Origin of the sequence: Poseidonibacter lekithochrous, from assembly GCF_018861145.1 — a bacterium.
In the GTDB taxonomy this organism is placed as follows: domain Bacteria; phylum Campylobacterota; class Campylobacteria; order Campylobacterales; family Arcobacteraceae; genus Poseidonibacter; species Poseidonibacter lekithochrous_A.
This window is the reverse complement of sequence record NZ_JAHKQT010000017.1, coordinates 1-13,898: the sequence shown is the minus strand read 5'-3', so window position 1 is coordinate 13,898 and position 13,898 is coordinate 1. Positions and strand designations below refer to the sequence as shown.

The 13,898-nt window shown below is 29.3% G+C and carries 12 protein-coding genes; 11 read left to right on the top strand and 1 reads right to left on the bottom strand.

From position 1 onward, the window contains the following. Positions 1 to 12: 12 nt before the first annotated feature. The 11 genes from KO488_RS05910 (at position 13) to KO488_RS05860 (ending at position 13,080) form a co-directional block, all read left to right on the top strand. Positions 13 to 1,080, top strand: a complete 1,068-nt coding sequence (locus tag KO488_RS05910) for a TRAP transporter substrate-binding protein (protein ID WP_216057874.1) — start codon at positions 13 to 15, stop codon at positions 1,078 to 1,080. A 135-nt stretch (positions 1,081 to 1,215) separates the two neighbouring features. Further along, complete coding sequence (locus KO488_RS05905; protein ID WP_216057873.1) at positions 1,216 to 1,809, top strand: TRAP transporter small permease subunit; 594 nt, start codon at positions 1,216 to 1,218, stop codon at positions 1,807 to 1,809. After that, positions 1,809 to 3,170: a TRAP transporter large permease gene (locus KO488_RS05900; RefSeq protein ID WP_216057872.1), complete on the top strand. Its 1,362-nt coding sequence runs from the start codon at positions 1,809 to 1,811 to the stop codon at positions 3,168 to 3,170. Before KO488_RS05905 ends, KO488_RS05900 begins: the two co-directional genes overlap by 1 nt. Positions 3,171 to 3,404: 234 nt before the next feature. Continuing rightward, a complete protein-coding gene (locus KO488_RS05895; RefSeq protein ID WP_216057871.1) occupies positions 3,405 to 6,245 on the top strand; it encodes an FAD-binding and (Fe-S)-binding domain-containing protein in 2,841 nt (946 codons plus the stop codon). A gap of 73 nt (positions 6,246 to 6,318) precedes the next feature. Further along, a complete protein-coding gene (locus tag KO488_RS05890) occupies positions 6,319 to 7,143 on the top strand; it encodes a peptidyl-prolyl cis-trans isomerase (protein ID WP_216057870.1) in 825 nt (274 codons plus the stop codon). Positions 7,144 to 7,154: 11 nt separating this feature from the next. Continuing rightward, positions 7,155 to 8,579, top strand: coding sequence for an Asp-tRNA(Asn)/Glu-tRNA(Gln) amidotransferase subunit GatB (gene gatB, locus KO488_RS05885; RefSeq protein ID WP_216057869.1), 1,425 nt, complete (start codon positions 7,155 to 7,157; stop codon positions 8,577 to 8,579). A 68-nt stretch (positions 8,580 to 8,647) separates the two neighbouring features. Continuing rightward, complete coding sequence (locus tag KO488_RS05880; RefSeq protein WP_216057868.1) at positions 8,648 to 9,547, top strand: NAD(P)H-dependent glycerol-3-phosphate dehydrogenase; 900 nt, start codon at positions 8,648 to 8,650, stop codon at positions 9,545 to 9,547. Between the two features lie 51 nt (positions 9,548 to 9,598). After that, entirely contained in the window at positions 9,599 to 10,294 is a 696-nt protein-coding gene (locus tag KO488_RS05875; protein WP_216057867.1) for an ABC transporter permease, read from the top strand. 146 nt (positions 10,295 to 10,440) lie between these two features. Continuing rightward, positions 10,441 to 11,421: a YhdH/YhfP family quinone oxidoreductase gene (locus tag KO488_RS05870; RefSeq protein WP_216057866.1), complete on the top strand. Its 981-nt coding sequence runs from the start codon at positions 10,441 to 10,443 to the stop codon at positions 11,419 to 11,421. 100 nt (positions 11,422 to 11,521) lie between these two features. Beyond that, positions 11,522 to 12,754 carry a glutamate-5-semialdehyde dehydrogenase gene (locus tag KO488_RS05865; protein ID WP_216057865.1) on the top strand — a complete coding sequence of 411 codons (1,233 nt, stop codon included), beginning with the start codon at positions 11,522 to 11,524 and terminating at the stop codon, positions 12,752 to 12,754. After that, a complete protein-coding gene (locus tag KO488_RS05860; protein ID WP_216057864.1) occupies positions 12,754 to 13,080 on the top strand; it encodes a putative quinol monooxygenase in 327 nt (108 codons plus the stop codon). The genes KO488_RS05865 and KO488_RS05860 overlap by 1 nt, the downstream gene beginning before the upstream one ends. Positions 13,081 to 13,099: 19 nt before the next feature. On the opposite strand, the gene KO488_RS05855 is transcribed toward KO488_RS05860, so the two are convergent. Then, entirely contained in the window at positions 13,100 to 13,729 is a 630-nt protein-coding gene (locus tag KO488_RS05855; protein WP_216057863.1) for a LysE family translocator, read from the bottom strand. Positions 13,730 to 13,898: the final 169 nt, after the last annotated feature.

The window sequence follows — 13,898 nt, the reverse complement described above, 5'->3', positions numbered from 1 at the left end:
GAGAAAATGATGATGTTAAAAACAACGACAAAACTACTTCTTACTTCTGCACTAATTGCAGGACTAAGTACAGCAGCAATGGCAAAAGATAAAGTTTACAAATGGAAGCTTGCTACTACTTGGGGTTCAACATTAAGCCCATTCTTTGATGCACCAACAAATATGGCAAAAATGGTAGAAGAAATGTCAAATGGACAATTACAAATTAGAGTTGACGCTTCTAATAAACATAAAGCTGCCTTTGGTGTATTAGATATGGTTAAAGGTGGTCAATATGATATGGGTCACTCAGCATCATATTATTGGAAAGGTAAAGATATAAACACTATGCCATTTAGTACAATGCCATTTGGTATGACTACACCTGAACAATATGCATGGTTCTACCATGGTGGTGGTATGGATTTAATGAAAAAAGTTTACAAAAAACATAAAGTTTTATCATTCCCTGGGGGAAGTACTGGAAACCAAATGGGTGGATGGTTCAGAAAAGAAATTAATTCTGTTGATGATCTAAAAGGTCTTAAAATGAGAATCCCTGGATTTGCAGGTGAAATCATGGCAAAATTAGGTCTTTCAGTTACAAATATTGCTCCAGGTGAATTATATACATCACTTGAGAGAGGTACTATTGATGCACTTGAATGGGTTGGCCCTGGAATGGACATCAAAATGGGATTCAATAAAATTGCTCCATACTATTACACTGGATGGCACGAACCAGGTTTAGATTTACAATATCTTGTTAATGAAAGAAAATTTAACAAATTACCAAAAAATTTACAGACAATCTTAATTACAGCTATGAGAGTGTCTGCATATGATATGTATATTCAAAATTACCACATGAGTTCTGAAGCATGGGCAAAAATGGAAAAAGAAAATCCAAATATTAAAGTTAAAACTTTTCCAAAAAAAGTTATGGATGCTTTAAAGAAAACAAACAAAGAATTAATTGTTGAAAAAACTAAAAATCAACCATTATTAAAAGAAATTTTAGATTCACAAGCTGCTTACCAAAAGAAAGCTAGAGAATGGACTAAAATGTCTGATTACTTATACTTAAAAGACAACTTATAAGAAATATACTATAATGTCGAAAATTTAACCCTCCATGTGGGGGGGGGTTAAATCACTCTATAATTTAAAAATAAGTGTTATAAATATATAACTTGATTATATTTATTCGACTTATTGAACTTCAAAAGGATTTTTATGCTGTTAAAACTAGAAAAAGGTTTTGATAAATTTGCCAATATCATAGGATATATTACTGCAATAGTAATGGTACTTATGATATTAAACGTATTTTATGATGTAATTATGAGATACTTCTTTAGATCAGGAAGTATTGCTATGCAAGAGATGGAATGGCACTTGTTTTCTGTTATTATACTTTTAGGTATCTCATATACATTAAAAGAAGATGGTCACGTTAGAGTGGATTTAATATACGATACATTAAGCGATAAGAGAAAAGCAATTATTAATATGCTTGGTGTTGTATTCTTTATTTTACCTATTGCTTTACTAATTGGTTTTGGTTCTATAGATTATGTTATAGAAGCTTATCAATCAAATGAACAAAGTGGAGATCCAGGGGGATTAACAAACAGATGGTTAGTAAAATCACTTATCCCTTTATCATTTTTCTTACTTATAATTACATCAATTGGATTTTTTATCAAAAATTTAAATGTATTTAAAGGACTTCATCCAGTTGCTCCTCATATGGTAAATGGTGAAATTGATATCATCGTAAATGATGTACATAAATCTGAAGAAAGATTACATAAGGGAGATAAATAATGGTTGGTATAGTAATGTTTTTTGCTGCGCTGATAATGCTACTATTTGGTTTTCCTGTAGCATTTACATTTGCAGCGGTATCTGTTTTATTTGGTATTATTGCTGGTATTATCGAAATTGGTTTTGATGATGGTATTGATGTAGCTTTAATAGATGGTTTTGAAGAAGGTCTACTAATGTTTGACTTTATGCCATTTAGAATTATGTCAATAATGCAAAATACAATTTTAATGGCAGTTCCTATGTTTATTTTCATGGGTATTGTTTTACAAAAAACAGGTTTAGCGGAAAGACTTTTAGAATCTATGGGATTCTTATTTGGTGAAATTAGAGGTGGAGTTGCCATTTCAACTGTACTAGTTGGTGCATTACTTGCAGCTTCAACTGGTGTTGTTGGTGCTTCTGTTGTTGCAATGGGTGTAATCTCACTTCCAGTTATGATGAAATACAATTATAACGTACCCTTAGCATGTGGTACAATTTGTGCTTCTGGAACACTGGGGCAAATTATTCCGCCTTCAATTGTTTTAATTATCTTAGGAGATGTATTTCAAGTTCCTGTTGGAGATTTATTCAAAGCTGCAATTGGACCAGGACTTGCACTTGTTGGTGCATATATATTATATATAGTTATAATATCATTTTTTAATAAAGATATGGCTCCTGCAATTCCAGCAGATGCATCACGTGGTTCAAAAGGTAAACAAGTTGTACGAGCTTTAATCGATATTATTCCTTCACTTACATTAATTTTATTAGTACTTGGTTCAATTTTTGCAGGTGTTGCAACACCAACTGAATCATCAGCAGTAGGGTGTTTAGGAGCAGTTGGATTAGCTATTTTATATAGAACATTTTCAATTGGAATGATTAAAGAAGCATCACTAGAATCTGTTAAAATTACATCTATGGTATTTGGTATCTTAATTGGTGCAACTGCATTCTCAATGGTATTTACTTATACTGGTGGAGATGAAATAGTTGAACACTTTATGATGAGTTTACCAGGTGATGAGAAATGGGGATTCATTATCTTTACAATGTTAGCAATTCTTGTATTAGGATTCTTTATTGACTTTGTTGAGATTTCATATATTATTGTTCCAATTTTAGTTCCAATTGCAATGAACTTAGATATCAATCCTGTTTGGTTTGCTATTTTAATTGCAATGAACTTACAAACGTCATTCTTAACGCCACCGTTTGGATTCTCCCTTTTCTATTTAAAAGGGGTAGTTCCTTCAACTGTAAGAACTATTCAAATTTATAAAGGTGTATTACCATTTATTGCAATTCAAATTGTAGTCTTAATGTTAATTGCTTTCTATCCAGAATTCTTTGGAATTAATCCAAGCCTTTAAGAATAGTATTTAAAAGTAAAAGGGGTTTCCCTTTTACTTAAAAAGGGAAATATCCTATGAATTTATTAATAAAAAAACTACCCACAAATATTGTATATAAAAGCAAAGATAAAATGTTTGCTTTTATATACGATCCTCAACAAAGAATATATACAGTTCCACGACTAGAGTAAGAAGCATCCTTTTTTAAAATAATATAAAACAAAATATAATGAAAAAATAAAAGGACTCAAAATGTTAGATAGCAAATACCTAGATTTTTATAATCAAATTTCAAAAAAAATTCCAGTAGAGAATATTTTTACAGATAAGTTACATACTTTAGCTTATGGAACAGATGCTTCATTTTATAGATTAATTCCAAAAATTGTAATCAAAACTGATAAGGCAAAAGAAGTTCAAGATATTATAGAATTATCAAATGAATTAGAATTAAGTATCACTTTTAGAGCAGCTGGAACATCACTTTCTGGACAAGCTATAAGTGATTCAATTTTAATAGTAACATCAAGAAAATTTACAGACTTTAAAATATCAGAGGATAAGAGTTATATCTCACTACAACCAGCACTTACAGGTCAACAAGTAAACAATTTATTATCTCCTTATTCAAAGAAAATTGGTCCAGATCCAGCTAGTATTAATGCCGCTATGATTGGTGGAATTGCCGCAAATAATGCATCAGGTATGTGTTGTGGTATTTCACAAAATTCTTATAAAACTTTAAAATCAATGAAATTAATTTTTGCAGATGGAACAAAGTTAGATACATCATGTGAAATAAGCAAAAATGCATTTAAAATTAGTCATGGGCAATTCTTAAAAGATTTAAAAGAGTTTGCACAAAGTACAGTAAAAAATGAAGAATTACGTGCAAAAATTCAAAGAAAATTTAAAATTAAAAATACATGTGGTTACTCTCTAAATGCCTTAATTGATTTTCAAGATGAGTTTGAAATTTTAGAGCATTTAATTATAGGAAGTGAAGGAACTTTAGCCTTTATTGAGGAAATCACATATTATACAGTTGAAGATTTAAAAGATAAAGCAAGTGCATTAATTTACTTTAACAATATTGAAGAGGCATGTTCTGCTGTTACAAAATTAAAACTTGCACGTGATGAAAAAACTATCACAGTTGATGCAGTTGAATTAATGGATAGAGCAGCTTTAAGAAGTATTGAAAATGATCCAGCAATGCCAGAATTTATCAAAGATTTTGATGATAATGTTACTGCTTTATTAATTGAAACAAGAGCCATTTCTAATGAAGCACTTGATATTCAAACTTCACAAATAGAGAAACTTTTAGAAGAATTTACACTAAAAAGAGAATTATATTTTACAAAAAATATTGCAGAATATACTTTATATTGGAAAATTAGAAAAGGTTTATTCCCTGCTGTTGGAGCAGTGAGAGAAACAGGTACAACTGTAATTATTGAAGATGTTGCATATCCAATTGAGTGCTTAGCAGAGGCAACTTTAGAGTTGCAAGATTTATTTAAAAAGCATAATTATACTGAAGCATTAATCTTTGGACATGCTTTAGAGGGAAACTTCCACTTTGTATTTACACAAGATTTCTCAGATGCTAAAGAAGTGAAAAGATATGATGAATTTATGAATGATGTTGTTCATTCTGTTGCAGTTAAATATCAAGGTTCTTTAAAAGCAGAGCATGGAACAGGACGAAATATGGCTGCATTTATTGAAGTTGAATGGGGGAATGATGCATATGTAATGATGAAAAAGATCAAAACATTATTTGATCCAAAAGGCTTATTAAACCCTGGTGTAATTATAAATGATGATGCCCAAGCTCATCTTAAAAATTTAAAATCAATGCCTGCAACTAATGAAATAGTTGATAAGTGTATAGAGTGTGGTTTTTGTGAACCATCATGTCCATCAAATGACCTTACTTTAACACCAAGACAAAGAATTGTTATAAATAGAGAAATATCAAGACTAGAAAGACTTGGACGAGAAGTTGAAGCTAAAGAGTATAGAGACCTATATCAATATGATGGAATTGAAACTTGTGCTACATGTTCTTTGTGTTCATCTTCATGTCCTGTTAATATTGATACGGGAAACTTAACTAAACACTTAAGAGCAGAACAAATAAGTCCAAATGCTAAAAAAGTTGCAAACTTTGTAGCAAATAACTTCGCTCTAACATTAAAAGGAATGAGATTTGGTTTAGGAAGTGCAAATGTAGTTCATAAGTTTTTAGGAACAGCTAGTATGGAAACAGTGACTTCAACAATGAGAGAATTTTCAAAAGGCAAAATTACAAAATGGGATGCAAACTTGCCAAAACCAACAACTATAAATACTAATTTTGAACAAAAAGTTTCAGATAAAAAAGTAGTTTATTTCCCCTCATGTATAAATAGATCAATGGGATTGAGCGATATAAGTGTTGAAGAAAAACAATTATTTGATGTAACTGTTGAATTATTGCAAAAAGCTGGTTACCAAATAATCTTCCCAGAAGATTTACCAAATTTATGTTGTGGAATGCCATTTTCATCAAAAGGGTTTAATGAAGCTGGAAATACTAAATCTACACAACTTGAAAAGGCCTTAATTAAAGCTACAAATAATGGTGAATATCCAGTATTATGTGATATGAGTCCTTGTACAAAAACAATGATTGAAAAATTCAAAAGCAATATAAAACTTTATGAACCAATTGAATTTGCCTTAGATTATTTATCAAAAGACTTAGAATTTACACCAATTGATGAAGCAATTACAATTCATACAACATGTAGTTCAAGAAAAATGGGTCTTGAAGATAAGTTTAAAACTTTAGCTTCAATGTGTTCAAAAGAAGTTATAGTTCCAGCAGATGTAAAATGTTGTGGGTTTGCGGGAGATAGAGGATTTAATTTTCCTGAGCTAAATGAATCTGCATTAAGAGATTTACCTAAAAGTATTAAAAATGCAAAATATGCATTTTCAACTTCAAAGACTTGTGAAATAGGATTGTCTGAGCATTCTGGGTTAGATTATAATTCAATTTTTTACTTAATAAACAAGTGTACAAAAGCTAAAAATATTTAATTCTTTTTTAGCCAAAACAGATATTTACCATTTTTTCGGTAAAATGTCTGTTTTAATAAATGAAGGAATTATAATGTATAAATTATTTTTAACATTACTACTATGTTCAAGTATATCATTTGCTGGTGTAATCAATGGTGTTGCACTTACTGTAAATGATGATCCAATTACTCTATATGATATTGACCAATTAATGGTTGCAAAAAAAATTGACAAAAACCAAGCAGTAAGCTTACTTGTTGATAAAATTTTATATGAGCAACTGCTTCAAAAGAATAATGTAACAGCTGATATTTTCGATGTCAATGATTATGTTGAGAAACTAGCAAAATCTAATAATATGGATGTTTTCGCTTTTAAATCAATTGTAAGACAAAAATATCCAGATTATTCTGTATTTGAAGAAGAAACAAAAAATGTAGTTACAAGACAAAAACTAATAAAGAAATTAGTACAAGGTCAGTTAAAAATAGCAACTGAAGAAGATTTACAAATACATTATGAAAACAATAAAAAGGACTATACAACTGCAAAAACTGTTGAAGTTGTACAATATCTAACAGATAAAAAATCATCTTTATTAGCAGTGATTAAAAGTCCTTTATTAGTACCTCAAGATGTTCAAAGAAATCCTTTAACTCTTGAAGTTAAACAATTAGATCCACAAATGCAATATCTTCTAAATAATACAGATGAAAATAGCTTTACACCAGTTTTTACTTCAAATAAAATGTACAATGCACTTTTTATTCTTAAAAAAGAAGGTACTGATATTTTAGATTTTGAAGTTGTAAAAAATAAAGTATTTAATGAAGTAATGGCATTAAGAGAAAAAAAATATTTAAAAGATTTTTTTGAAAAACAAAAATTAACAGCTGATATAAAAATAATAAGATAGAAAGGAAATAGATGTTTGAAGTAATTATAGGTTTAGAAGTTCACGTACAATTAAATACGAAATCTAAACTATTTTGTTCTTGTGCAACAAGTTTTGGAGAAGAACCAAATACAAATGTGTGTCCAACTTGTTTAGGATTACCAGGAGCACTTCCTGTATTAAATAAAGAAGCTGTTCATAAATCTATTATGTTAGGAACTGCATTAAAATCAGAGATAAGTAGAAAATCTATTTTTAATAGAAAAAACTACTTCTATCCAGATTTACCAAATGGATACCAAATATCACAATTTGAAGTACCAATTGTAGGACTTGGTGAATTAGTAATTGATTTTCCAGATGGAAGTCAAAAAACTATAGGAGTAACACGAGCTCACTTAGAAAACGATGCAGGTAAAAGTAAACATGCAGCAAATGAGTCTTTAGTAGATTTAAATAGAACAGGAACACCACTTCTTGAAATCGTATCTGAACCAGATATGAGAACTGCAGAGGAAGCTATTTTATACCTTAAAAAACTTCATTCAATTGTACGATATTTAGGTATTTCAGATGCCAATATGCAAGAAGGTTCATTTAGAGCTGATGTTAATGTTTCTATTCGTCCAAAAGGGGATACAAACCTTAATACAAGATGTGAAATTAAAAATATGAACTCATTTAAATTTATTGAAAAAGCAATTCATTATGAAGTAAATAGACATATTGAAGCATGGGAAGATGGTATTCATTCAACTGAGATAGTTCAAGAAACTAGACTTTTTGATGCTGATACAGGTGAGACTAGATCAATGAGAGGGAAAGAAGACGCTGCTGATTACAGATATTTCCCAGATCCTGATCTTTTACCTGTAGTTGTTACAGATGAGATGTTTGAGAAATACTCACAAATTCCTGAACTACCAGATGAGAAAAAAGAAAGATTTGTAAAAGATTTTGGAATCAAAGAGTATGATGCATCAGTTATAACTGCTTCACTTGAAACGGCAAACTTTTTTGATGAAATGATGAAAGAAGGAATTAGTGGTAAAAATGCAGTTACTTGGTTAACTGTAGAATTAGCATCAAGATTAATTGAAGGTATTACATTAGAAACTTCACCAGTTCAAGCTAAAAAATTAGCACAAGTTGTAAAATCGATTGAAGATGGAACAATTTCAGGAAAAGCTGCTAAAGAAGTACTTGATTACCTAATGCAAAATGATGTAGAAGTAGATGCTGCAATTGATAAACTTGGATTAAAACAAGTATCAGATGATGGTGCTATTTTAGAAATAATTGATGGTATAATTGCAGCAAATGAAGATAAAGTAGAGCAATATAAAGCTGGTAAAGATAAACTATTTGGATTCTTTGTAGGTCAAACTATGAAAGCTTCTAAAGGTACTGCAAATCCTGCTAAAGTAAATGAATTACTAAAACAAAGACTTTCATAAACAAAAAATAAAGCCCATATAAAATGGGTTTTATTACTACAAATACCTATAGAATCAAAGGCTTGAAAATGACAATAAAACCTACAATCGCAGTAATTGGAGCTGGTAAATGGGGGCAAGCACTTCATTATGCATTATCACAAAATCAAAAAACTTTCATAACTTCAAGAACTCCTAGAGATATTAAAAACTTTATAGATTTAGATACTGCACTTAATTGTGATTATTTAATCATAGCAATCCCTGCACAGCAATTAAAATTATGGTTAAAAGAAAACTTTATATTTAAAAACCAAAAAGTCTTAGTAGCTTCAAAAGGTATTGAAGCAAATACAGGTGAGTTCTTAAATGAAATTTATGCAGACTATGTTCCATCTTCTAATATTGGCTTTATTTCAGGGCCTTCTTTTGCAGCTGAAGTAATTCAAGGATTACCTTGTGCTTTAGTATTAAATTCAACTTCAAAGAAGTTATATGATGAGTTTAGTCCTTTCTTTCCTACATTTATAAAAACTTATTATAGTAGTGATGTAATTGGTGCAGAAGTTGCAGGTGCATATAAGAACGTATTAGCAATAGCAAGTGGAATTTGTGAAGGTTTACATTTAGGAAAAAATGCACAGGCTTCTTTAATATCAAGAGGCTTAGTAGAAATGCATAGATTTGGTAAAAAATTTGGAGCTCAAGAAGCAACATTTTTAGGATTAAGTGGTGCTGGAGATTTATTTTTGACAGCTAGTTCTCCAATGAGTAGAAACTATAGAGTAGGCTTAGGTCTTGCAAAAAATAAAAAGTTAGATGAAATTCTTGAAGAATTAGGGGAAGTAGCAGAAGGTGTTAAAACATCAGAAGCAATATCAAAACTTTCAAAAGAACATGATATTTATACACCCATTGCAAATGAAGTTAAACTAATACTTGAGGGTAAAAGTCCACAAGATAGTTTAAAAGACTTACTTAATTCTTAACATAAGATATAATACCTTAGTTGTAAACTATAACTAAGGTATTAAAAAATCATGAAAACAATAGAGCTTTATAATCTTTTATATTTAGTATTACCATTAATTATTGTTTGGTATTTTTATAAATCATGGGTTAAAAATAGCTACGAAATAATAAATTCAACTATAAGAATGATTGTCCAACTACTTCTAATTGGTTATATTCTACTTTATATTTTTGATAATAAAAACTATTTACTTGGAGTTTTTATACTAATATTTATGATGTTAGTCTCTACATATATAGCAAGAAGAAATATAAAAAACAAATCAAAATACGAATACTTATTAATATTTATTTCTCTTGGAATCTCAGGACTTCTTCACCTTGTTATTATAATACTATTTGTATTAAAATTAGAAAATATTTACATACCACAGTATGTAATACCAATAGCAGGAATGTTATTTGCAAATATAATGAATAGCCTATCTTTAGGAATTGAACGCTTTGAAATGGAATACACCAAAAATAAAAATTTTATTCAATCTAGAGCTATATCTTTTAAAGCAAGTATGATTCCTCAAATCAACTCTTTATTAGCAGTAGGACTTGTATCATTACCAGGTATGATGACAGGACAAATACTTTCAGGAGTTGACCCCTTAATTGCTGTAAGATATCAGATTATGATAATGTCAGTCATTTTATCTTCATCAGGAATTAGTATAATTATCTATTTTTTACTAAAAAGAAAAAACTATGAATAAACATATGGCTCATTTATCTTCTTTTTTATCATAATTAACTCTATAGTATCTTTCTAGATAGTACATTTCTAAAAAGTAAGTTCTTGTTCTTTTTAAGAATTTTAGCTAAAGTTTTGATATAAATAAATATCACTAAAGGAATTAAAATGAAAGCATATGTAGTAGAAAAAATAGCTGATAGAGAATTTAAATCTGATATAAAAGAAGTAGCAATACCAAAATGTGGTGAAAATGAAGTACTAATAAAAGTAAGTTATTCTTCATTAAATTATAAAGACGCATTAAGTTCAGCAGGAAATCTAGGAGTTACAAGAAATTTTCCTCATATTACTGGAATTGATGTTGCAGGAACAGTAGCTGAATCAAATTGTAATGTATTTAAAGTAGGGGAGAGGGTACTTGTTACAGGATATGATATGGGAATGAATACAAATGGTGGACATGCCGAATTTGTAAAAGTACCTAGTTCTTGGGTAGCTAGAATTCCAGATGCAATTAGTGATAAAGAAATTATGACATTTGGAACAGCTGGATTAACAGCAGCTTTAAGTGTAAATGAACTAATAGAAAATGGCGTAACACCTGAAGGAGGAGAAGTTTTAGTAACTGGTGCTACGGGTGGAGTAGGTTCTATCGCCGTTTCAATACTAAATAAAATTGGATTTACAGTAGTAGCTATTTCTGGAAAAAGAGAAAAAACATATTATTTAGAAAATATTGGAGCAGCAGAAGTAATACCTCGAGATAAATTTAATGAAGAATCAAAAAAACCAATGATGAGTGAAAGATATGCAGGTGTAATTGATACAGTTGGTGGAGAGATTTTAGCAAATGCATTAAAATATATAAAATATGATGGTGTAGTAACTTGTTGTGGCCTTACATCATCTCATGAATTAAATACAACTGTATTTCCTTTTATTTTAAGAGGTGTAAGATTAATTGGTATTGATTCAGTTGAGTGTAAACTTGAAAAGAAACAAGCTGCTTGGGAAAAGATTGCTAGTAAATGGAAAATAAATACATTAGATAATATTACAAATGAAATATCACTAGAAGAAATTAAAGATGCATATGAACTATTACTTGCTGGAAAAGCAGTAGGACGTTATGTAGTAAAAATATAAAGAGTTTTTCTCTTTATATTAAAATCAATAAAACTCTAAATTCTCAATTAAAATAAATTCGCTATAATTACACTAATTAAATAAAGTATAGGATAAATAAATGCAGAAATTTTTAGAAGAGGCAAAAAAAACTAGCCGAACTATTGCAAACCTAGATACTCATACAAAAAATAGAGTTTTAAGAGAAATGGCAGACGCTTTAATAGCACACAGCGATTATATATTAGAACATAACAATAAAGATATGAGTGAAGGAACATTAAATAATCTAAGTAATGCCTTACTTGATAGATTATTATTAACACAACAAAGAGTTGAAGATATGGCTTTAGCTATAAGACAAATCGCTGATCAAAAAGAGCCAGTTGGAAAAACTCTTGAGGGTTGGATTACAGAAGATGGATTAAATATCCAAAAAATAGCAGTTCCAATTGGTGTAATTGGTATTATTTATGAAAGCCGTCCAAATGTTACAAGTGATACAGCAGCCCTTTGTTTTAAAAGTGGAAATGTTTGTGTTTTAAAAGGTGGAAAAGAGGCTGCTTATTCAAATAAAGCAATTGCTAATGTTTTAAAACAAGTATTAGAAGCAAATAAGCTACCAGAACAAGCCATTTCATTATTACCTGATTATACAAGAGAAGGAGTTGCTAATTTAATTAAACAAGATAAATATGTTGATTTAATTGTACCTCGTGGGGGAGAAGCATTAATTAAGTATGTTAGTGAAAACTCATCAGTTCCAGTAATTAAACATGATAAAGGTTTATGTCATATTTTTGTTGATAAAGATGCTGCTCATAATAAAATCATTGATATTGCAATTAATGCAAAATGTCAAAGACCAGGTGTTTGTAACGCAATGGAGACACTTTTAATACATGAAGAAATTGCAGCATATATACTTCCAGGATTATATGATGCATTTACAGAACATGAAACGGTATTGAAAGGGTGTGAAGAAACAGCAAAATATATTGATGTGAAGATTGCAACAGAAGATGATTACAATACAGAATACTTAGCAAATATTTTAAATATTAAAGTAGTTAAAAATGTAGATGAAGCAATTGATCATATAGCTCTGTATGGTTCTGGGCATTCTGAATCAATTTTAAGTGAAAACTATACTGTTGTAAATAAATTCTTAGATTATGTCGATGCAGCTTGTGTATATGCAAATGCAAGTACAAGATTTACTGATGGTGGAGCTTTTGGTTTAGGTGCTGAAGTTGGTATTTCTACAAATAAACTTCACTCACGTGGTCCTATGGGAATTAGTGATTTAACAACATTTAAATATAAAATTTATGGAAAAGGTCAAGTAAGATAATGTCTAAAAAAATATATTGTATAGCTTCATTTGAAGCAAAAGAAAATAAAGAACAAGAGTTATTAGAAGTACTTCAAGCTTTAGAGCCAAAAACTACAAGAGAAGATGGCTGTGTACAATATATTGTGACAAAGCATATATCACATCCAAATGCTATGGGAAAATCTTTTCCTATAGTTTTTAATGAGATTTGGGAATCAAAAGAGGCTTTTGAACTTCATTGTAATAAAAAATATATTACCGACTTCTTTCAAAAACACTGTGTTGATGAAGATGGACTAGTAAAAGATTTTAATGTTGCAGTTTATAGTGATGAGGTAAATTAATACTGATTAAAATGAAGCATTATCTTTGAGATAATGCTAATTTAAGTCCTAAACTTAAAAGAACAAAAGATGTTAATATATTCATATATTTTACAATATTTGGCTTTTCTAAAAGTTTAGAACTTAACATATTTGAAGCAATTCCAATACTTGAAAAAACAATAATTGTCATAATCATAAAAATTATTCCTAAAATTATCATTTGCATTGGTACATTTCCCTCTTGCGTATTTACAAACTGAGGTAGAAAAGCTAAAAAGAAAATAGAAACTTTAGGATTTAAAATATTCATAATAAATCCTTTTACAAAAAGCTTTTTTAATTCACTACTTGAGTTTTGAACTGTTAAATCTAAAACTTCATTTCTATGTTTAAAAGCTTGATATGCAATATAAATTAAATAAGCAGCTCCCGCATACTTTACAATATTAAAAGCCATTTCAGATGTTTGAAAAATCACAGAAATACCTAATGCTGCGGCACTTGTATGGATGATTAATCCTGAACATAGTCCTAAAGTTGTTACGATAGCAGCTTTTTTACTCTTAGTAATACCTTGTGTTAATACATAAATATTATCAGGTCCAGGTGCAAGACATAAAAGAAAAGATGCTCCTATAAAAAGTAATAGTTGTGTTGTTTCAATCATTATCTAGCCTTATTATAATGTTACATTTTTTAATAAAAGAAGTATATCACATTAATTAATAAGAATAATTTAGCAATATCTGGATTGTATCAATTTTTTATTTTTGTTATAATTCACATAATTTAAAAATATCATTTTAAAAGGAAACAAAAACCATGAACTATATATC

What these genes read in the sequence shown, in the direction of transcription:
- KO488_RS05910 (WP_216057874.1), top strand. Translation starts at nt 13, where the DNA reads ATGTTAAAAACAACGACAAAACTACTTCTTACTTCTGCACTAATTGCA.
- KO488_RS05905 (WP_216057873.1), top strand. Translation starts at nt 1,216, where the DNA reads ATGCTGTTAAAACTAGAAAAAGGTTTTGATAAATTTGCCAATATCATA.
- KO488_RS05900 (WP_216057872.1), top strand. Translation starts at nt 1,809, where the DNA reads ATGGTTGGTATAGTAATGTTTTTTGCTGCGCTGATAATGCTACTATTT.
- KO488_RS05895 (WP_216057871.1), top strand. Translation starts at nt 3,405, where the DNA reads ATGTTAGATAGCAAATACCTAGATTTTTATAATCAAATTTCAAAAAAA.
- KO488_RS05890 (WP_216057870.1), top strand. Translation starts at nt 6,319, where the DNA reads ATGTATAAATTATTTTTAACATTACTACTATGTTCAAGTATATCATTT.
- gatB (WP_216057869.1), top strand. Translation starts at nt 7,155, where the DNA reads ATGTTTGAAGTAATTATAGGTTTAGAAGTTCACGTACAATTAAATACG.
- KO488_RS05880 (WP_216057868.1), top strand. Translation starts at nt 8,648, where the DNA reads ATGACAATAAAACCTACAATCGCAGTAATTGGAGCTGGTAAATGGGGG.
- KO488_RS05875 (WP_216057867.1), top strand. Translation starts at nt 9,599, where the DNA reads ATGAAAACAATAGAGCTTTATAATCTTTTATATTTAGTATTACCATTA.
- KO488_RS05870 (WP_216057866.1), top strand. Translation starts at nt 10,441, where the DNA reads ATGAAAGCATATGTAGTAGAAAAAATAGCTGATAGAGAATTTAAATCT.
- KO488_RS05865 (WP_216057865.1), top strand. Translation starts at nt 11,522, where the DNA reads ATGCAGAAATTTTTAGAAGAGGCAAAAAAAACTAGCCGAACTATTGCA.
- KO488_RS05860 (WP_216057864.1), top strand. Translation starts at nt 12,754, where the DNA reads ATGTCTAAAAAAATATATTGTATAGCTTCATTTGAAGCAAAAGAAAAT.
- KO488_RS05855 (WP_216057863.1), bottom strand. Translation starts at nt 13,729, where the DNA reads ATGATTGAAACAACACAACTATTACTTTTTATAGGAGCATCTTTTCTT.